Origin of the sequence: Streptomyces sp. NPDC048442 (assembly GCF_040651475.1) — a bacterium.
GTDB lineage: Bacteria > Actinomycetota > Actinomycetes > Streptomycetales > Streptomycetaceae > Streptomyces.
The window spans coordinates 242739-260830 of sequence record NZ_JBEZKB010000006.1 but is presented as its reverse complement, the minus strand read 5'-3'; the positions used below and the strand labels follow the sequence as shown (position 1 = coordinate 260830).

General features: G+C 71.0%; 16 protein-coding genes and 1 pseudogene. 8 read left to right on the top strand and 9 right to left on the bottom strand.

Annotated features, from left to right (window positions below):
- Positions 1-70: 70 nt before the first annotated feature.
- Positions 71-724, bottom strand: a complete 654-nt coding sequence (locus AB0D18_RS12315; protein WP_362415745.1) for a TetR family transcriptional regulator — start codon at positions 722-724, stop codon at positions 71-73.
- Positions 725-869: 145 nt separating this feature from the next.
- Between AB0D18_RS12315 and AB0D18_RS12310 the strand changes: the two genes are divergently transcribed.
- On the top strand, positions 870-2099 hold the full coding sequence (locus tag AB0D18_RS12310) for an acyl-CoA dehydrogenase family protein (RefSeq protein WP_362415743.1): 1230 nt from the start codon (positions 870-872) through the stop codon (positions 2097-2099).
- Positions 2100-2280: 181 nt separating this feature from the next.
- Here AB0D18_RS12310 and AB0D18_RS12305 read toward each other — a convergent pair whose 3' ends face one another.
- Entirely contained in the window at positions 2281-3399 is a 1119-nt protein-coding gene (locus AB0D18_RS12305; protein WP_362415741.1) for a serine hydrolase domain-containing protein, read from the bottom strand.
- Positions 3400-3554: 155 nt separating this feature from the next.
- On the opposite strand from AB0D18_RS12305, the gene AB0D18_RS12300 reads away from it, so the two are divergent.
- Positions 3555-4214: a helix-turn-helix domain-containing protein gene (locus AB0D18_RS12300; protein ID WP_362415739.1), complete on the top strand. Its 660-nt coding sequence runs from the start codon at positions 3555-3557 to the stop codon at positions 4212-4214.
- Positions 4215-4445: 231 nt separating this feature from the next.
- Here AB0D18_RS12300 and AB0D18_RS12295 read toward each other — a convergent pair whose 3' ends face one another.
- Both AB0D18_RS12295 and AB0D18_RS12290 read right to left on the bottom strand, forming a co-directional pair.
- Positions 4446-4934 carry a glutathione peroxidase gene (locus AB0D18_RS12295; protein ID WP_362415737.1) on the bottom strand — a complete coding sequence of 163 codons (489 nt, stop codon included), beginning with the start codon at positions 4932-4934 and terminating at the stop codon, positions 4446-4448.
- A 110-nt stretch (positions 4935-5044) separates the two neighbouring features.
- Positions 5045-5581, bottom strand: a pseudogene (locus tag AB0D18_RS12290) (SIS domain-containing protein); the annotation flags it as partial.
- Positions 5582-5806: 225 nt separating this feature from the next.
- Between AB0D18_RS12290 and AB0D18_RS12285 the strand changes: the two are divergent.
- A complete protein-coding gene (locus tag AB0D18_RS12285; protein ID WP_362415735.1) occupies positions 5807-6910 on the top strand; it encodes a hypothetical protein in 1104 nt (367 codons plus the stop codon).
- Between the two features lie 141 nt (positions 6911-7051).
- Here AB0D18_RS12285 and AB0D18_RS12280 read toward each other — a convergent pair whose 3' ends face one another.
- Positions 7052-7567, bottom strand: a complete 516-nt coding sequence (locus tag AB0D18_RS12280; protein ID WP_362415733.1) for a VOC family protein — start codon at positions 7565-7567, stop codon at positions 7052-7054.
- A 229-nt stretch (positions 7568-7796) separates the two neighbouring features.
- On the opposite strand from AB0D18_RS12280, the gene asnB reads away from it, so the two are divergent.
- Together asnB and AB0D18_RS12270 are read left to right on the top strand one after the other, a co-directional pair.
- Positions 7797-9641 (top strand): asparagine synthase (glutamine-hydrolyzing), encoded by a 1845-nt coding sequence (gene asnB / locus AB0D18_RS12275; RefSeq protein WP_362415731.1) that lies wholly within the window; start codon positions 7797-7799, stop codon positions 9639-9641.
- A gap of 28 nt (positions 9642-9669) precedes the next feature.
- On the top strand, positions 9670-10176 hold the full coding sequence (locus AB0D18_RS12270; RefSeq protein ID WP_362415729.1) for a MarR family winged helix-turn-helix transcriptional regulator: 507 nt from the start codon (positions 9670-9672) through the stop codon (positions 10174-10176).
- Between the two features lie 54 nt (positions 10177-10230).
- On the opposite strand, the gene AB0D18_RS12265 is transcribed toward AB0D18_RS12270, so the two are convergent.
- From AB0D18_RS12265 to AB0D18_RS12250, 4 genes are read right to left on the bottom strand one after another with little or no spacing between them, the layout of a single operon-like run.
- The gene (locus AB0D18_RS12265) at positions 10231-10644 is read right to left on the bottom strand and encodes a DUF2809 domain-containing protein (RefSeq protein ID WP_362415727.1); all 414 of its coding nucleotides are present in this window, start codon (positions 10642-10644) and stop codon (positions 10231-10233) included.
- A complete protein-coding gene (locus tag AB0D18_RS12260; protein ID WP_362415725.1) occupies positions 10641-10937 on the bottom strand; it encodes a hypothetical protein in 297 nt (98 codons plus the stop codon). Before AB0D18_RS12260 ends, AB0D18_RS12265 begins: the two co-directional genes overlap by 4 nt.
- On the bottom strand, positions 10934-11812 hold the full coding sequence (locus AB0D18_RS12255; RefSeq protein ID WP_362415723.1) for an acyl-CoA thioesterase II: 879 nt from the start codon (positions 11810-11812) through the stop codon (positions 10934-10936). The genes AB0D18_RS12260 and AB0D18_RS12255 overlap by 4 nt, the downstream gene beginning before the upstream one ends.
- 33 nt (positions 11813-11845) lie before the next feature.
- Positions 11846-14368 carry a DUF3516 domain-containing protein gene (locus AB0D18_RS12250; RefSeq protein ID WP_362415721.1) on the bottom strand — a complete coding sequence of 841 codons (2523 nt, stop codon included), beginning with the start codon at positions 14366-14368 and terminating at the stop codon, positions 11846-11848.
- 160 nt (positions 14369-14528) lie between these two features.
- Here AB0D18_RS12250 and AB0D18_RS12245 point away from each other — a divergent pair, with 160 nt between their 5' ends.
- From AB0D18_RS12245 to pip, 3 genes are all read left to right on the top strand, one after another.
- Entirely contained in the window at positions 14529-15320 is a 792-nt protein-coding gene (locus AB0D18_RS12245) for a metal-dependent hydrolase (protein ID WP_362415719.1), read from the top strand.
- Positions 15321-15424: 104 nt separating this feature from the next.
- A complete protein-coding gene (locus tag AB0D18_RS12240) occupies positions 15425-16966 on the top strand; it encodes a carboxylesterase family protein (RefSeq protein ID WP_362415717.1) in 1542 nt (513 codons plus the stop codon).
- A 133-nt stretch (positions 16967-17099) separates the two neighbouring features.
- Complete coding sequence (pip, locus tag AB0D18_RS12235) at positions 17100-18056, top strand: prolyl aminopeptidase (protein WP_362415715.1); 957 nt, start codon at positions 17100-17102, stop codon at positions 18054-18056.
- Positions 18057-18092 lie beyond the last annotated feature (36 nt).

The following is an 18092-nucleotide window of genomic DNA, read 5'->3' as shown; positions in this document are numbered from 1 at the left end:
ACGCCTCAAGGGTTCGTACGTCTCAAGGGTTCGTACGGTACGCATCCCGGGGGCGCGCGGTGGCGCCGCGTCAGAACCCCGGGCCGCCCGGGCGGTCGCCCGCGGCCGCGAGCCGTCCCCACAGCAGGTCGGCCAGGCTGCCCACCAACTCGGCGCGGGAGCAAGGGCGTTCACCGAGCCACCAGTCGCCGGCCGCGTGCATCATGCCGACGATGCCGTGGCCCCAGACGCGGGCCAGCTGCTCGCTGTTCGGGCCGAGGTCGACGCGTTCGGCGATCACGTCGGCCAGCTCCTCGCCCATCCGCCGCAGCAGCGGCGCCGAGTGGCGGCCCACGTCGAAACCCTGCTCGGGCTGCGGGGTGGCGGAGTCCTCCGCCGGGTGCATCAGGAACCGGTAGACCTGCGGGCGCGCCTCGATCGCCGCGAGGTAGGTGTCGAGGGTCCGCTCCACCCGCTCGCGCCGCTCCGCCGGGGCGTCCAGGGCGGCGCGCAGGGCGTCGAGCAGGGCGTCGGTGTGCCGCTTGGCGAGGGCGCGGTAGAGGCCGCCCTTGTCGCCGAAGTGCCGGTAGAGGATCGGCTTGGTGATGCCGGCCTCGGCCGCTATCGCGTTCATGGAGGCCTGCGGGCCGTCCCGCAGGACCACCCGGTCCGCGGCTTCGAGCAGCTCGCGCCGCCGGGTCTCGGCGCCCGACCGCTGCGATCCGGCCTGCTGTGTGGTCTCCATCGTGTGCTCTCCCCGCCCAGGTGATTCCGTTCCGTGACGCCCGCGCAACGTAACACTGCCCGTCGGCCGTGAGCTGTTGACAGGGGCTACTCGCGGGTAACACACTCGGGGTTACCGCAAGTAACTTGCACGCGCTGGAGGGGACATGGCCGAGTTCACGCTCGATCTCAATGACGACCAGAAGCAGGTCCGGGACTGGATCCACGGCTTCGCCGCAGATGTGATGCGCCCGGCCGCAGCGGAGTGGGACGAGCGCGAAGAAACGCCGTGGCCGGTGATCCAGGAGGCGGCCAAGGTCGGTCTCTACTCGCTCGACTTCTACGCCCAGCAGTACTTCGACCCTACGGGTCTCGGTATCCCCATGGCTATGGAGGAATTGTTCTGGGGCGATGCAGGTATCGGGCTCTCCATCGTCGGAACGGGCCTGGCCGCGGTCGGTGTCCTCGCCAACGGCACCGAGGAGCAGATCGGCACCTGGATACCCCAGATGTACGGCGACGCGAACGACGTGAAGGTGGCCGCCTTCTGCTCCTCGGAGCCCGACGCGGGCTCCGACGTCGCGTCGATGCGCACCCGCGCGGTCTATGACGAGGCGAAGGACGAGTGGGTCCTCAACGGCACGAAGACCTGGGCCACCAACGGCGGCATCGCCAACGTCCACGTGGTCGTGGCCTGCGTGGACCCCTCCCTCGGCTCCAAGGGCCACGCCTCCTTCATCGTCCCGCCTGCGACTCCCGGCCTCTCCCAGGGCCAGAAGTTCAAGAAGCACGGCATCCGCGCCTCGCACACGGCGGAGGTCGTCCTGGAGGACGCCCGCGTCCCCGGCAGCTGCCTGCTCGGCGGCAAGGAAAAGCTCGACGAGCGCCTGGCCAGGGCCCGTGAGCGGGCGGCCAAGGGCGGCGGCGAACGCGTGAAGAACGCGGCCATGGCCACCTTCGAGGCATCCCGCCCCGCGGTCGGCGCGATGGCCGTCGGCACGGCCCGAGCCGCCTACGAGGTCGCCCTCGACTACGCCAAGACCCGCGAACAGTTCGGCCGCCCGATCATCGACAACCAGGGCGTCGCCTTCCAACTGGCGGACATGCGCACCCAGATCGACGCCGCCCGCCTGCTGGTCTGGCGCGCCTCCTGGATGGCGGTCTCGGGCAAGCCGTTCACGGCGGCGGAGGGCTCGATGTCGAAGCTGTACGCGAGCGAGGTCTCGAAGAAGGTGACCGCGCAGGCGATCCAGATCCTGGGCGGCAACGGTTACACGCGGGAGTACCCGGTGGAGCGGATGCACCGGGACGCGGCGATCTACACAATCTTCGAGGGCACGAGCGAGATCCAGCGCCTGGTGATCGCACGAACACTGTCGGGCATGCCGATCCGCTAGGTACCTTCAGCCCGTCCGGCGTTCGAGGACGCGCGGCGCAGCGGTGCACCGGGCGCAGCCCGGGACCCCCGCCCCCACGGGAAGGGGCGGGGAGGGGCAAGCGCCGCAGGCACCCCGCACCACCCGGCACCCCGCACCGCGACCGCCGCCCCAGCCACCGGCGAAAACGCCCCTGCCCCGCTCAGCCGTACATCGCCACGCGATACAGAGCCGCCAGCGCCTCATCGATCGGATGGGGCTGCGGCCTGCCCGAAGCGTCGAGCCCGTTCCACCTCTGCAGGTTCACCGCGACCGCCATCTGCCGCTTCCCGTCGGCACGGATCATGGCCAGCGCCCCAGCCCCCCAGGCCGAGCCGCCATGGCCCCAGAAGGTGTCCCGGCCGGGAGCCTCCATCGGATACAGGCCGAGGCCGTAGCCGATCGTCTTCATCTCCTGGGAGACGACCGGGACGGTCCGCTGCATCTGCGCCAGCGACGAGGGGCTGACGATCTCACCGGCAAGGAGCAGGCGGAAGAAGCGGTTGAGGTCCGAGACGGTCGATATCAGCGAGGCCGCAGGCCCCACCCATGACATGTCGAAGACGCTGTAGTCGCGGGGCGGGTCGATCATGCCGAACCACGCCTCGTAGTGCTGCGAATGCGGCCCGTCGATGCACGTTCCGGCCGGGAGTTCGGTGTCGTCGAGCCCGGCGCGCTCGATGACGTTCTGGGTGATGTACCGCTCGGCCGTAGTGCCGGTCACCTGTTCCAGGAGTTCGCCGAGGAGCAGGTAGTTGGTGTTGGAGTACACCCCCGGAGTGCCGCCGGGGGTGCCGGCGGCAGGCGCGGTGACCCCCATCTCGATGAGTTCGGTGCGGTGAAACCGGGTGAACCGGTGGTCGTCCAGGCTCTGGGGCCCAGTGTCCGCGAGGTCGGGGAACGACTTCAGAGAGGGATAGGCGTACGGGAGGTACTCGGCGAGGCCGCTGGTGTGGTTGATCAGCATCCGGACCGTGATCGCCTTGCCCCGTTCCCCGGGGACCAGCCCCGGAAGATACCGGCCGATCGGCAGGTCAAGACCGATCAGACCGCTCTCGACCTGCTGCAGAACCGCGGCGGTGGTGAAGGTCTTGGTGATGCTGCCGACGCGGTGCCGCATGTCGGCGGTGACGGGACGGCCGGTGTCGACATCGGCGACCCCGGCGGCGCCGCTCCAGAGCTGGTCGCCGTCACGCACCTCGGCGAACAGGCCCGGCATCCCGGCGCGGTGGACGTTCTCCAGGGCGGCGTTCAGCTGTGCGGGATCCAGCGGTTTCCTCACGGCATGCGTCCTTTCGTATTCCTCGGGTTCCCCGGGTGAACTGCACGCCGGCTGCCCACAGTTGGGTGGCTCGGCATGCCTGTGCCCTCATTATGCACGCGGTGCGTGCAACACCAAGTGCATGGGTTAGGCTGATTCCCGACGAGAGGAACGAAATGGCAGGCAGAAGGCGCTGGTCGACCGAGGAGATCCTGGACGCGGCGGCGGAGTTGCTGCGCACGGGCGACGCCGATTCGTTCAGCGTGCGCAAGCTCGCCGCGGTGCTCGGCACTGATTCGTCCAGCCTCTACCGGCACTTCCGCAGCAAGACCGAACTGCTGCGCGCGGTCGCCGACCGGACCCTCCTGGCAGCCATGGACGGCCACCGCCCCGAGGGAGACTGGAAGCAGCGCATCACGACCGTGGCCCTGCGCGTACGAGAGGCCTTCGGCCGGCACCCCCAACTCGCCGCGACCTGGGGACGCTACGCGTCGGGCGGCACCGGTTCCCGGCTGGTCATGGAAGAAGTACTGCAAGCCCTGCGCACATCAGGACTGCCCGACGAGGAGATCCCGGCGCGTTACCACCGGCTCGCGGTCCTCATCGCCGCGCTGATCGCCGCCGAGGCCGGGGTAAGCACCCTCACCCCCGTCGAGTACGAACAGGGCATGGAACTGTTCCGCGTCGCGGTACTCGGCGCCGACCCCGAAAACTTCCCGGCCCTCACCCACTTCGCCCGCGACGTCCGCCCCCTCGGAGCAGACCGCCGCGCCGCGTTCGAAGAGCTCCTCGCGGCCCAACTCGCGCACATCGAGGCGGCGATCCTCCCGAGCTAGCAGGCCGGCTCGGGGACCGGGGGAGAGACCACCTGCGACAGCACGGCCACTGTCCGCTTCGAGGGCCACCTCGACGAGAACGCGTGTCATGCGGAGAGCGGGCAGGTGCTGTGGAGGGAGCCCAAGGGCGGGACAGCCCGTCAGCCGGGCGGGCCAGCGCATCCGCCCCTCCTGCGGGCAAGGTGAGGGGGCGCCCCGGAAATCCGGGGCGCCCCCTCCCAGCAGGTCGGGTCAGGCCGGCAGGTGGGCCTCGACCGCTGCGACGACCACCGTGTCACCGGGCTCGGTGCGGGGGCGGAAGCGGCCCACGACCTCGCCCGACGGCGAGAGCAGGAACTTTTCGAAGTTCCACTGCACGTCCCCGGCCTCGCCCTCCGCGTCCGCCACCTCGGTAAGCGCGGTGTAGAGCGGGTGCCGGTGCTCTCCGTTGACCTCGATCTTCTCCAGGAGCGGGAACGTCACTCCGTAGCCGCTGGCGCAGAACGTGGCGATCTCCTCCGCGCTCCCCGGCTCCTGCCCCGCGAACTGGTTGCACGGCACGCCCAGGACCGTGAAGCCGCGGTCCGCGTACGTCTTCTGCAGCTGCTCCAGACCCGCGTACTGCGGCGTCAGACCGCACTTCGACGCGACGTTGACGACCAGAACCGCCTTGCCCTTGTGCGCGGCCAGGCTCGTCGGCTCGCCGTCAAGGGTGTGCAGCGGGATGTCGTACAGGCTCATGTGCGTGTCCTCCTCGGTTGCTCTGCGAATTTCGTCCGAAAAACGCAGGCTAACCCTTGGCGGTGACAGTCACGCCGCGGCCCCCGTGAGGATCACCGGCCGGGGCCGGCAACGGCCACTTCGTCGGCCAGGCCGACCGTCCAGCCGTGGCCCAGGAAGGTGAACCGGGTGCGGTGCACCCAGGGGCGGGGGAGGGGCTCTTCGACGGCGAGCTCGCCGTCCGTGAGCGAGGGGGAGAGGTCGAACCCCGGGCCCTGCGCGCAGGAGTTGGAGGGCGGTCGTCGCGAAACGGGTCTGGACCACGGACCTCTCGTCGGCGAAGGACAGGTCGACGAGGCGTCCGCGTGGCCGGCGACCGGGCCGTCCGGGACACCGGTCAGGGCGACGGTGAGGATGCGGCCGGACACCTCTTCGAGGAGGGCGAGCACCTCCGTCGACGTACCGGAGCGGGTGAGGGCGACGATCCGGTCGTACGGGCGGCCCAAGGCCGCTTCCGACGCGGCGTACGCGTCGGTCTCGCCCTGGCCCGCGTGCTCGCGGAGCGCCGCGTACGCGCGGGCCATGTAGAACGACGTGCCGCAGCCGACGACGGCGACCAGCTCGCCGGGCTTGGGGCGAGGAGCTCGCAATGAGCAGTCAGTGAGCAATGGGGGAGCAATTTGCGTGGTCGTGGATACGACGGTGCCGGCGGGCGCACCCCGGCTGCGGGCCGACTGCACCGTCGCCGCGATCCGCCTCGCGGCCGAGCGGGCTGTCCGGCCGGCCGCCGACTACCGGGCCGGGCACCCCCAGGACCCCACCGTCAGTCCACGCACCGGTCTCACTTCCCTCCCGCCGGTGCGTTGTCAGTGGCAGCTTCTACGCTCGTGACCATGAGCAGATGGCTGAGCAATCCGCAGTTGCTGGTGGAGCAGGCGGACCGGTACCGGGACCTCGCCGCGCGCGGCGACCTGCCAGGACTCGCCCTCGCGGTGATCCGGGCCGCCTGCCACAACGGCTCCATGACCGGCCCCGGCGCCGACAACCTGGAACTGCTGCGCTCGCTCCCGGACGCCGACCGGATGGCACTCGCGCGGACCTGGGCCGACTGGCTGCCCAAGGTCGGCGACGAAGGGCCGTACGTCTTCGAGGACTTCGGCCGCAGTCCTCACTACTTGCGCGCCGAACTCCTGGCGGTGGCCAGTGGTGTGGCGCGCGGCCTCGACGGCGACCTGCTCGCCGCCGAACGGCAGTGCCGGCTGGCCGAGTTGGGGGCGCGGTACACGATCGTCTCCGGCAACCGGGACTGGGAGCTGGTGACGGCCGAGCTGGCCGCCGGGCGGATCCCCGGCCCGGCCGTCCTCGCGGTCTTTCGCCGGACCGCCCTGGAACACCATGCCGAGCCTGCCCTGCGGGAACTGCTTGCCGTGTTCCCCGGGCCGGTGCTGAACCCCGGGGAGCCCTGGGCGGATCAGGCACTCAAGGACGAGGCAGCCGGCGGTGAGCCCTGGCAGAGGTTGCTGGCGCATGCCGCGCCGCTCACTGCCCGTGCGCCTTCCGCGAAGTGGGCCCGAACCGGCCGGGCGTTGCTGGAGGCGGCGGGGGCGGAAGAGGTCCGTCCTCGCCTCCACAGCTGGTTCGGCCTGGTGGGGCTGGATCGTGCGGCGCCGCCGTTGCGCGGGCACCGGTACGGCGACATCGATGCGGTCCAGCGGCCCGATCCGTACAACTGTCAGGCCCTGCGCGGCCTCGCCTGGCTGCTGGGTCTGTTGCCGCCCGAGCCGGCCACGGCCGTTGCCCTGGCCGGGCTTGCGGATACTGCGCTGCGGCCGCTGCCGAGTGGGGTGGCCGCTGCGCCCAAGGTGGCGGAGGCGGCTGTTGTGGGGCTGTCGTTGCTGGATGGTGAGGACGCACGCGATGAACTGGCGGACCTTGCCTGCCGGGTCACCCACCGGGGGGTCGCACGCAGGATCGCTGCCGCGTTGGGTGGGGAGTGATGGGCCCCTCCCCGCCCCTTCCCCAAACCGCTGGCCGCGGGGCTGGGGAGTGGTTGCGGTCCATGCCGGGGCTACGCCCCGGACCCCTGCACGGGCTGCGCCCGCGCGTCCTCAAACGCCGGACGGGCTGAAGTTGCACCCTCAAGCACCGGGCGGAGTAAGGGTGTTCTGTCGTGCACCGCACGTCGCCCGTACCACCAGGCTCGGGCGTAGCTCTACTGCCGGTACCGGCACCGGGTCCTCGCCGAACACCCATGGCGCCAGCACGACCAGCCAGCCGTCCGGGTCGGCGAAGAGCACCGCGCCGCGCTCCGGCCAGTACGCGTTGGCCGCCTCCACCGGCTTGTGCCCGCGCTCGCGCATCCTGGCCACGGCGGCCTCGACGGCCTCGGGCCCGCGCACGTACAGCACGAGCTGGTTCTCCGGGTGCGGCTCCGGTATCCGCGGCGGGTTGCCGTGCTGGGTGATCTCCATGTGGACGGGCGTGCCGGGCAGCCCGAACACCACGCCGTCGTATCCGCCGTGGCCCCGCCAGTCGGCCAGCACCGGAAGCTGCAGGTCGTCCCGGTAGAAGGCGAGGACCGCGTCGTAGTGGGCGGTGGGGCGGGCGAAGCGCACGGCGCCCACGTCGAGGTGTTTCGGCCAAGTAGCAGTCATGCACAGAATTATGGATGAGGCCCGTGGGGTCCGTGATCCGTCGGGGGACCCAGACCTTCTCCCCCGCTGGACCCGGGTCGAAAGTCGGCCGAGTTCCGCCCGCACGCCCCTTCATTTGTGACCGACAGGTTGACGTGCCCCCTCCCTCTGACACACCCTCAAAACATAGGTGCCCGATACAACTGGTTGGCCCGGATCCGGGCCCGCCCGGATGTCAGGAGGAGCCCCCATGTGCGGAATCAGCGGATGGATCTCGTACGACCGTGATCTGCGCGCCGAGCAGCACACCGTCGACGCGATGACCGAAACCATGGACTGCCGAGGCCCCGACGACCGCGGCACCTGGATATCCGGCCCCGCCGCCCTCGGCCACCGCAGGCTCGCCATCATCGACCTGCCCGGCGGCCGGCAGCCCATGACCGTCGACACCCCGCGCGGCACGGTCGCGATCGTCTACTCGGGCGAGACGTACAACTTCACCGAACTCCGCGCCGAACTCACCGCACGCGGACACCGGTTCACCACCCACTCCGACACCGAGGTCGTGCTGCACGGCTACGTCGAATGGGGCGAGGACGTAGCCTCCCGCCTCAACGGCATGTACGCCTTCGCCATCTGGGACGAGCACAAGCAGCGGCTCGTCATGATCCGCGACCGGATGGGCATCAAGCCCTTCTACTACTACGAGACTCCCGACGGCGTCCTCTTCGGCTCCGAGCCCAAGGCCATCCTCGCCAACCCGCTGTCCCGCCGCGAGGTCGGCCTCGACGGGCTGCGCGAACTGCTCGCCTTCATCAAGACGCCCGGCCACGCCGTCTGGGAGGGCATGCGCGAGGTCGAGCCCGGCACAGTCGTCACGGTGGACCGGGCCGGCCTGCGCCGCCACGTCTACTGGGAGTTGGGCTCCACCGAGCACACCGACGACCGCGACACCACGATCGCGCACGTCAGGACGCTGATGGACGACATCGTTCGGCGCCAGCTCGTCGCCGACGTACCCCTGTGCACCTTGCTCTCCGGCGGACTCGACTCCTCTGCGATGACCGCACTGGCCGCCCAGCAGCTCGCCCCGGCGGGGGAGCGGGTGCGCAGCTTCGCCGTCGACTTCGTCGGCCAGAGTGAGAACTTCGTCGCCGACGAACTGCGCGGTACTCCCGACACCCCGTTCGTCCACGACGTGGCGCGCGCCTCCGGCACCGACCACCAGGACATCGTCCTGGACTCGGACGCCCTCGCCGACCCCGAGGTGCGCGCCAAGGTGATCCGCGCCCGCGATCTGCCGATGGGCTTCGGCGACATGGACGCCTCGCTCTACCTCCTCTTCAAGGCGATACGCGAACGCTCCACGGTCGCCCTGTCGGGGGAGTCCGCGGACGAAGTCTTCGGCGGCTACAAGCAGTTCTTCGACGAAGAGGCCCGCAAGGGCACCACCTTCCCCTGGCTGGGGCAGACCGGCCGGCACTTCGGCACCGGCGACGACTCCGTCCTGAACCCCGCCCTCGTCGGCTCGCTCGACCTCGGCACGTACATCGAGGACAACTACGCGGGCGCCGTCTGCGGCATCCAACGCCTCGACGGGGACAGCGACGTCGAGTACCGCATGCGCCGCATGAGCCACCTCCACCTCACCCGCTTCGTCCGCATCCTGCTGGACCGCAAGGACCGGGCCAGCATGGCCACGGGGCTTGAGGTGCGCGTCCCCTTCTGCGACCACCGGCTCGTCGAGTACGTGTACAACGCGCCGTGGGCCCTGAAGTCCTTCGACGGCCGCGAGAAGAGCCTGCTGCGCGAGGCCACCGCCGACGTCCTGCCGCGCTCGGTGTACGACAGGGTCAAGAGCCCGTACCCCTCCACCCAGGACCCCAAGTACGCCCTCGCCCTCCAGGACCACGCCAAGGGCCTTCTCGCCGACCCCGGTCACCGGGTCTTCGACGTCGTGGACCGCGACCGGCTCAGGCAGGCCGCCGAAGTGCAATCGCCGCAGATCACCATGGCCTCCCGGCGGAGCCTGGAACTCACCCTCGACCTGGCCCTTTGGCTGGACATGTACAAGCCGACCCTGACACTCTCTTGACCTGATCGTGGCACGGGGGCGGGTTGACGTGGGTACAGAGGACGCGGGCGTACGGGGCGAAGGCGTACGGGATGCGGGCGTACGGGATGCGGACGTTCGGGACCTGGTGGTCTCCCTGCACCGCCTCCTGCGCAGCCTGCGCCGGGCCGCCCCGGCCGGCCGCCTCCAGCCCACCCAGCTCATCGTCCTGTCCCTGCTGTACGAGAAGAGCCCGGCCCGGATCGGCGAACTCGCCGCGAAGGTGCCCTGCTCGCAGCCCACGGCCACCGCCGCGATCACCGCCATGGAGGCCAGGGGCCTGGTGCGCCGCGAGCCCGACCCCACCGACGGCCGGGCCTCCTCGGTACTGCTCACCGAGCGCGGCGCCGAGGCCCTGACCGAGGTGGCCCGCGACGAGGCCGAGGTGCTGGCAGCCCGGCTCGGCACCCTCGACGCGGAGCAGGCCCGTGCCGTGGTGTCCCTGGCCCCGCTGCTGCGCAGGCTCGCGGAAGCGGAAGCGGAAGCGGTGCCAGGACCGGGGCCGGGGTCCCCGTAAAGCCGGGGGCTCGGCGGACCGGGCCTCTCACGCCGGACTCGGTGAACTCGCCGATCACATCGGCGAAGTCGGCCGGATTGACGGCCCGGCCCGCCCGCACCACCGGTGCACCCCCCACGCACCGGCCGCCCCGACGACGTACCAGAAGAGATCGGGCGCGTTGAACGTCGACCCGAACACCTGCCGCAGCAGCCAGCTGCGGGCACTCAACTCCGACGGGACGGAGGTGAGTTGGAAGAACTCCAACGCCCAGCTCACCCCGAGCGCGACCCCCGCCGCGACCACCGGCCGCACCCGGGGCGCCACCGCGACCACGAGCGCGTACAGCAGCACCGTGTACAGCGCGTCCCCCGAGTACTTCGCGAAGCCGCCGCTGCCGACCGCCCGGATACCGAGAGCGGCGGCGATCGCGACCGCTGCCGCTCCGAGCGCGTACAACCGTGTCCGGACCAACCGTGTCCGGATCATCCGAAGTCGGCCTCGGACTCGTCGATCAGGTACGACGACTCGTCGAACAGCTCCAGGAGCACGACGACGAACGCCTCGCGCACGACCACGTACTCCAGCACGATCCCCGGCGCGACATACGCCTTGCGGTACGTCTCGTTGGGCCCGATCTGCGCCGTGGCGAGCTTGTGGAACGGGTCCCGGGCCAGCACGCGCACGGCGTGGTCCACCTTGGCCTGCCGCTCGGTGGACAGACTGTCGTGGACCGCCTTCGCCTCGACCGTGTACTGGACCTGGGACCGCCGCTCGGTCATCCCTCGTCGCCCAGCTTCCGGAACAGCCCCTCCTGCACCACCGACACCAGCAACTGCCCCTCCCGGTCGTAGATCCGGCCCCGCGCCAGACCCCGTCCGCCGGTCGCGATCGGCGACTCCTGGTCGTACAGGAACCACTCGTCGGCCCGGAAGGGGCGGTGGAACCACATCGCGTGGTCCAGCGACGCGATGTCGAAGTTGCGCGAACCCCACAGCGGCTCCACCGGCAGCCGCACCGCGTCGAGCAGCGTCGTGTCGCTCGCGTACGCCAGCGCGCAGGTGTGCACCAACTGGTCGTCGCCGAGCGGGCCGACCGCGCGCATCCACACCGCGCTGCGCGGCTCGGCGCCCTCGATCTCCTCGCGCGTCCAGCGCAGCCCGTCCACGTACCGGATGTCGAACGGCTGGCGGCGTGCGATGCGCTCCAGGGCCTCCGGCAGCGCCCCCAGGTGGTCGCGGATCTCGTCGGCGACCGTCGGCAGCGACTCCGGGTCGGGGACCTCGCGGCGCGGCGGCAGCTGGTGCTCGATGCCGCCCTCCTCCGGCTTGTGGAAGGACGCCGTCAGGTTGAAGATCGTGCGGCCCTGCTGGACGGCCGTGACCCGCCGGGTGGTGAAGGAACGCCCGTCGCGCACCCGCTCCACCTGGTAGACGATCGGCACCCCGGGGCGGCCGGGACGCAGGAAGTACGCGTGCAGCGAGTGCACCGGACGGTCGCCGTCCGTGGTGCGTCCCGCGGCGACCAGCGCCTGGCCCGCGACCTGCCCGCCGAAGACCCGCTGGAGGTGCTCCTGCGGGCTGCGGCCACGGAAGATGTTGACCTCGATCTGCTCCAGGTCGAGCAGATCGACGAGTCTCTCGGCGGGGTTCGTCATGACTGTTCTCCTCTTCCGTTCTTCCGGGTCTCTCTAGAGCTGACCGAGCTGGCCGACCGAGGTGACCCGGACGACTGCCCGCGCCTCCTCGTCCGATGCCGCCAGGTCGACCTCGGCGCTGATGCCCCAGTCGTGGTCGTCGCTCGGGTCGTCGAAGATCTGCCGGACCCGCCACAGCCCGTGCGCGGCGTCCTCCTCGATGATCAGCAGCTTGGGGCCGCGCGCGTCAGGACCTGTGCCGAGCTCCTCGTGCTCGTCCCAGTAGTCGTCCATCGCCTCGCCCCACCGGTCCTCGTCCCAGCCGGACTCGGCGTCCAGCTCGCCGAGCGCGTGGACGTTGTCCAGGGCGGCCAGCTCTACGCGGCGGAACATGGCGTTGCGTACGAGAACCCGGAAGGCCCGCGCGTTCGCCGTGACCGGCTTGACCTGGTCGGCCTTCTCCTGCGCCTGCTCCGCCGTCTCGACCTCGGGGTTGGCCAGCTGCTCCCACTCGTCGAGCAGCGAGGAGTCGACCTGGCGCACCAGCTCGCCGAGCCAGGCGATCAGGTCCTGGAGGTCCTCCGACTTGAGGTCGTCGGGGATGGTGTGCTCCAGGGCCTTGTACGCGCCGGCGAGATAGCGCAGCACGATGCCCTCGGTGCGCGCCAGCTCGTAGTGCGAGGTGAACTCGGCGAAGTTCATGGCCCGTTCGTACATGTCACGGACGACCGACTTCGGCGACACCGGGTGGTCGCCGACCCACGGGTGGCTCTTGCGGTACACGTCGTACGCGTGCCACAGCAGCTCGTCGAGGGGCTTCGGGTACGAGACGTCCTGGAGGAGCTCCATCCGCTCCTCGTACTCGATGCCGTCCGCCTTCATCTGGCCGACGGCCTCGCCGCGCGCCTTGTTCTGCTGCGCGCCCAGGATCTGGCGCGGGTCGTCCAGCGTCGACTCGACGACGGACACCATGTCGAGCGCGTACGAGGGCGACTCGGGGTCCAGCAGGTCGAACGCGGCGAGCGCGAACGTCGACAGCGGCTGGTTCAGCGCGAAGTCCTGCTGGAGGTCCACCGTCAGCCGTACGATCCGGCCGTCCGCGTCCGGGGTGTCCAGCTGCTCCACCACACCGCCGTCGAGCAGCGAACGGTAGATGGCGATCGCCCGGCGGATGTGCCGCAGCTGCGCCTTGCGCGGCTCGTGGTTGTCCTCCAGGAGGTGGCGCATCGCGTCGAAGGCATTGCCCGGCCGGGCGATGATCGACAGCAGCATGGTGTGCGTGACCCGGAAACGGCTGGTCAGCGGCTCGGGATCGGAGCCGATCAGCTTGTCGAAGGTGGACTCGGACCAGGCGATGAAGCCGTCGGGGGCCTTCTTGCGGACCACCTTGCGGCGCTTCTTCGGGTCGTCGCCCGCCTTGGCGAGCGCCTTCTCGTTCTCCACGACGTGCTCGGGCGCCTGCGCGACGACGAAACCGGCCGTGTCGAAGCCGGCCCGGCCCGCCCGGCCCGCGATCTGGTGGAACTCACGGGCGCGCAGGGTGCGCACCCGCGTCCCGTCGTACTTCGTCAGCGCCGTGAACAGCACCGTGCGGATCGGCACGTTGACGCCGACGCCGAGCGTGTCCGTACCGCAGATGACCTTCAGCAGACCGGCCTGCGCCAGCTTCTCCACCAGACGGCGGTACTTCGGCAGCATGCCCGCGTGGTGCACGCCGATGCCGTGCCGGACGTACCGGGAGAGGTTCTGGCCGAACTTGGTGGTGAAGCGGAAGCTGCCGATCAGATCGGCGATCTTCTCCTTCTCCTCCTTGGTGCACATGTTGATGCTCATCAGCGACTGCGCCCGCTCGACGGCCGCCGCCTGCGTGAAGTGCACGATGTAGACCGGCGACTGCCGGGTGTCGAGCAGCTCGGTCAGCGTCTCGGTGATCGGCGTCATCCGGTACTCGTACGACAGGGGGACCGGCCGCGTCGCGGAACGCACGACCGCCGTCGGGCGGCCCGTCCTGCGGGTCAGGTCCTTCTCGAACATCGCGACGTCGCCGAGCGTCGCCGACATCAGGATGAACTGCGCCTGCGGCAGCTCCAGGATCGGGATCTGCCACGCCCAGCCGCGGTCCGCCTCCGCGTAGAAGTGGAACTCGTCCATCACGACCTGGCCGATGTCGGCGTGCTTGCCGTCGCGCAGCGCGATCGAGGCGAGGATCTCGGCGGTGCAGGCGATGACCGGGGCGTCCGCGTTCACCGAGGCGTCGCCGGTCAGCATGCCGACGTTCTCCGTGCCGAACAGCTTGCACAGGTCGAAGAACTTCTCCGAGACCAGGGCCTTGATCGGCGCCGTGTAGAAGGTGACCTTGTCCTGGGCCAGCGCGGCGAAGTGCGCACCCGCCGCGACCAGGCTCTTCCCGGAGCCGGTCGGCGTGGAAAGGATCACGTTCGCGCCGGTGACCACCTCCATCAGCGCCTCCTCCTGCGCCGGATAGAGGGCGATGCCCTGGCCCTCCGCCCAGGTCGAGAAGGCCTCGAAGAGTGCGTCGGGGTCGGCGGTCGGCGGGAGCTGATCGATAAGGGTCACGCCCCCATCTTGCCTGGCATCGGTACCGATCGGGGAACCGGAGGGTACCTACAAGATCATCACGGATAGGGTGGCGGGTCAGCCCATCGGCGGCCGGGGCACAACTCGGCCGCGCCAGGGAAGAGATGGGGGCACAGAAGCAAATGGGGCGGGTACGACCATGATGGGACCGGCGCACTCTCTGTCGGGAGCAGCGGCCTGGCTGGGGGTCGGTGCGGCGACCGCCGCCTGGGGACACCCGATGCCGTGGCCGGTGCTCGTCGTCGGCGCACTGATCTGCGCGGGCGCGGCACTCGCCCCCGACCTCGACCACAAGGCGGCCACGATCTCGCGGGCCTTCGGCCCGGTCTCGCGGCTGCTGTGCGAGATCGTCGACAAGCTGTCGGCCGCCGTGTACAAGGCGACCCGCGGCAAGGGCGACCCGCGCAGGAACGGCGGCCACCGCACCCTCACCCACACCTGGGTGTGGGCGGTGGCGATAGGGGCGGGCTGCTCGGCTGCGGCGATCTGGGGCGGCCGCTGGGCGGTGCTCGCCATCCTCTTCGTCCACCTGGTGCTCGCGGTGGAAGGCCTGTTGTGGCGGGCCGCCCGGGTCTCCAGCGACGTACTGGTGTGGCTGCTCGGCGCGACCGGCGCGTGGATCCTGGCCGGGGTGCTCGACAAGCCGGGCAACGGCGCGGACTGGCTGTTCACCGGGCCCGGCCAGGAGTACCTGTGGCTCGGCCTGCCGGTCGTGCTCGGGGCGCTGGTGCACGACATCGGGGACGCGCTGACCGTCTCCGGCTGCCCGATCCTGTGGCCCATCCCGATCGGCCGCAAGCGCTGGTACCCGATCGGGCCGCCGAAGGCGATGCGCTTCCGGGCCGGGAGCTGGGTGGAGCTGAAGGTGCTGATGCCGGTGTTCATGCTGCTCGGGGGAGCGGGCGGGGCGGCGGCGCTGGGGTTCATCTGAGCTGTGCGCAGGGGGCGGGCCGCGGGCGTGCGGTCCGCCCTTTTCGCGTGTGGGGGGCGGGTGTACGTTCGGCCCAGTGCACCTTTCCTGAGAGGCAGTGACACGTGTCAATAATCGATGTGGCCACCACTGACGGGCTCGTCGTCCGGACCACCGCGGGGGCCGTGCGCGGCACCGTCCGCCACGAGAGCCACGCCTGGCTCGGCGTCCCGTTCGCGCAGCCGCCGGTGGGCGGGCTGAAGTGGCGGGCGCCGCGTCCCGCGCTGCCCTGGGAGGGCGTGCGCGAGGCGACGGAGTTCGGCCCCGCCGCCGTACAGCTGCCGCGCTTCGACCCGACGGAGCCGCCGTACGAGGGGGACAGCGAGGACTGCCTGTACCTGAACGTCTTCTCTCCGGCCGCCGACGACGCCCGCCGCCCGGTCCTGGTCTGGATCCACGGCGGCGGCTTCATGTTCGGCACCGGCAAGGACTACGACGGCTCGGTCCTCGCGGAGCGCGGCGACGTGGTCGTGGTGACCCTGAACTACCGGCTCAGCTCCTGGGGCTTCCTGCACCTCGCGGGCGTCGACCCGGCGGTGGCCGACTCCAACGTGGGCGTACGGGACCAGGTCGCGGCCCTGGAGTGGGTGCGGAACAACATCGCGGCCTTCGGCGGCGACCCCTCCCGCGTCACGATCGTCGGCGAGTCGGCGGGCGGCATGAGCGTCGGCACCCTGCTCGGTGTGCCCGCCGCGCGCGGCCTCTTCCACGGCGCGGCGCTGCTCAGCGGCAGCGCCGCCGAGCAGCAGGACGCGGAGACCGCCGCGGCCGCCGCGCGGGCGCTGCTGGCGCGCCTGGGCATCCCGGAGTCGGAGGCGGGCCGGCTGCGCGACGTGCCGGTGGACGAACTCCGCGCCGTTGTCGGGGAGTTCGCGGGGAAGGGCGGCCACGACGGCAAGCAGGGCATCCCGTTCCTGCCGGTCGTCGACGGCGACTACATCCCGTACGTGCCGCTGGCCGCCGTCGCGGACGGCGCGGTCGCCGACGTCCCGCTGCTCGTCGCGTACTGCCGCGACGAGATGGCGATCTTCACGTTCATGGGCGACGACAACACCTTCACCAGGTCCCTGGAGGCGGCGACCGGCGAACAGGCGTGGGCCGAACTCCTCGGCCGTTATGCGCAGTGGGAGCCCGAAGGGGCGTCCGTCGGCGGCAACGCGCGCAAGACGCTCCTCGGCGACGCGATGTTCGCGATGCCGTCGATACGGGTCGCCGAGGCGCAGGTACGCGCCGGTGGCCACGCGTGGATGCACCGCTTCGACCATCAGCCGCCCATGGCGCCGTACGACATCCTCGGCCCCACCCACGCCGCGGACATCCCCTGCCTGTGGAGCCGCGAGCCGTCCTTCGACCTGGCCTCGCTGAGCGGAAATCCGGCGGACGGCTTCATGGACATGAGCGAGGCGGACAAGGCAGCGTCGGCGGCACTGCAGGACGCCGTGCTGTCGCTGGTGCGCGAGGGCCGGCCGAGCCTTCCGCAGGGGCCCCAGTGGCCCGCGTACGACGAGAAGTCGCGCGCCCAGATGCTGATCAAGGCGTCGCCGGAGCTGGCCCTGGACCCGATGGGCGCGCGGCGCGAGGCGTGGGAGGGGGTGCGGCTGGGCTGAGTGCAGCGGCAGTGCCGTGGCTGCGTCTGCGTCTGCTTCGGTGAGGTGCGGCGGGTGAGGGCGCCGTTACGGTGGGCCGGGGGTTTGGTTCTGGACTCCCGGCCCGCTGCGACGCACCCCAGGAGGCTGCCCGATGTCCTACCCGTACCCGCTCGCCGAACCGTACGACCACGGCCTGCTCGACGTCGGTGACGGCAACCGGATCCACTGGGAGGTCTCCGGAAACCCCGACGGCAAGCCCGCCGTCGTCGTGCACGGCGGGCCCGGTTCGGGGAGCTCGCCGGGCAACCGGAAGTCCTTCGACCCCGACCGCTACCGCCTCGTCCTCTTCGACCAGCGCGGCTGCGGCCGCAGCACCCCGCACGTCGCGGACCCGGCGACGAGCCTGGAGCACAACACCACGGCCCACCTGGTCGCCGACATGGAGAAGCTGCGCCAACACCTGGGAATCGAGCAGTGGTTGCTGTTCGGCGGGTCCTGGGGATCGACGCTGATCCTGGCGTACGCGCAGGCGCATCCGGAGCGGGTCGGCGAGGTCGTCCTGGCGGGGGTGACCATGACGCGCCGCTCGGAGACCGACTGGCTGTACGGGGGAGCGGGGCGCTTCTTCCCGGAGGCGTACGAGAGGTTCAGGACCGGGGTGCCGGAGGAGGAGCGGGACGACCTGGTCGCCGCCTACGCGCGGCGGGCGTCCAGTCACGACCTGGCGGTACGGGACCGGGCGGTGGCCCACTGGTGTGCGTGGGAGGACGCGGTGCTGGGGCTCGAACCGGACGCCCCGCGGGCGAATCCGTACAGCGGCCGGCCCTCCGAAGGCCGGATCTCGCTGGTGCGGATCGCCTCCCACTACTTTTCGCACGGGGCATGGCTGGAGGAAGGCGAACTGCTGCGTGGGGCGGGGAAGCTGGCGGGGATCCCGGCGGTCCTGCTCCAGGGCCGCCACGACCTGGCGGGCCCACCGCACACCGCGTGGGAACTGGCACAGGCGTGGCCGGACGCGGAACTGACGATCTTCGCGGACTCGGGCCACATGGGAGGGTCGGGGATGCGGGAGTCTCTGGCGGAGGCATTGGAGCGGTTCGCGCGGTGAGGGGGCGCTGCCGCGGGGTGGGGGAGCGGTGCCGTG

Bases quoted from the DNA above. Each gene is read 5' to 3' on its own strand.
- AB0D18_RS12255 (WP_362415723.1), bottom strand. From the start codon at position 11,812: ATGACGAACCCCGCCGAGAGACTCGTCGATCTGCTCGACCTGGAGCAG.
- AB0D18_RS12280 (WP_362415733.1), bottom strand. From the start codon at position 7,567: ATGACTGCTACTTGGCCGAAACACCTCGACGTGGGCGCCGTGCGCTTC.
- pip (WP_362415715.1), top strand. From the start codon at position 17,100: ATGTCCTACCCGTACCCGCTCGCCGAACCGTACGACCACGGCCTGCTC.
- AB0D18_RS12315 (WP_362415745.1), bottom strand. From the start codon at position 724: ATGGAGACCACACAGCAGGCCGGATCGCAGCGGTCGGGCGCCGAGACC.
- asnB (WP_362415731.1), top strand. From the start codon at position 7,797: ATGTGCGGAATCAGCGGATGGATCTCGTACGACCGTGATCTGCGCGCC.
- AB0D18_RS12260 (WP_362415725.1), bottom strand. From the start codon at position 10,937: ATGACCGAGCGGCGGTCCCAGGTCCAGTACACGGTCGAGGCGAAGGCG.
- AB0D18_RS12285 (WP_362415735.1), top strand. From the start codon at position 5,807: ATGAGCAGATGGCTGAGCAATCCGCAGTTGCTGGTGGAGCAGGCGGAC.
- AB0D18_RS12300 (WP_362415739.1), top strand. From the start codon at position 3,555: ATGGCAGGCAGAAGGCGCTGGTCGACCGAGGAGATCCTGGACGCGGCG.
- AB0D18_RS12265 (WP_362415727.1), bottom strand. From the start codon at position 10,644: ATGATCCGGACACGGTTGGTCCGGACACGGTTGTACGCGCTCGGAGCG.
- AB0D18_RS12245 (WP_362415719.1), top strand. From the start codon at position 14,529: ATGATGGGACCGGCGCACTCTCTGTCGGGAGCAGCGGCCTGGCTGGGG.
- AB0D18_RS12310 (WP_362415743.1), top strand. From the start codon at position 870: ATGGCCGAGTTCACGCTCGATCTCAATGACGACCAGAAGCAGGTCCGG.
- AB0D18_RS12295 (WP_362415737.1), bottom strand. From the start codon at position 4,934: ATGAGCCTGTACGACATCCCGCTGCACACCCTTGACGGCGAGCCGACG.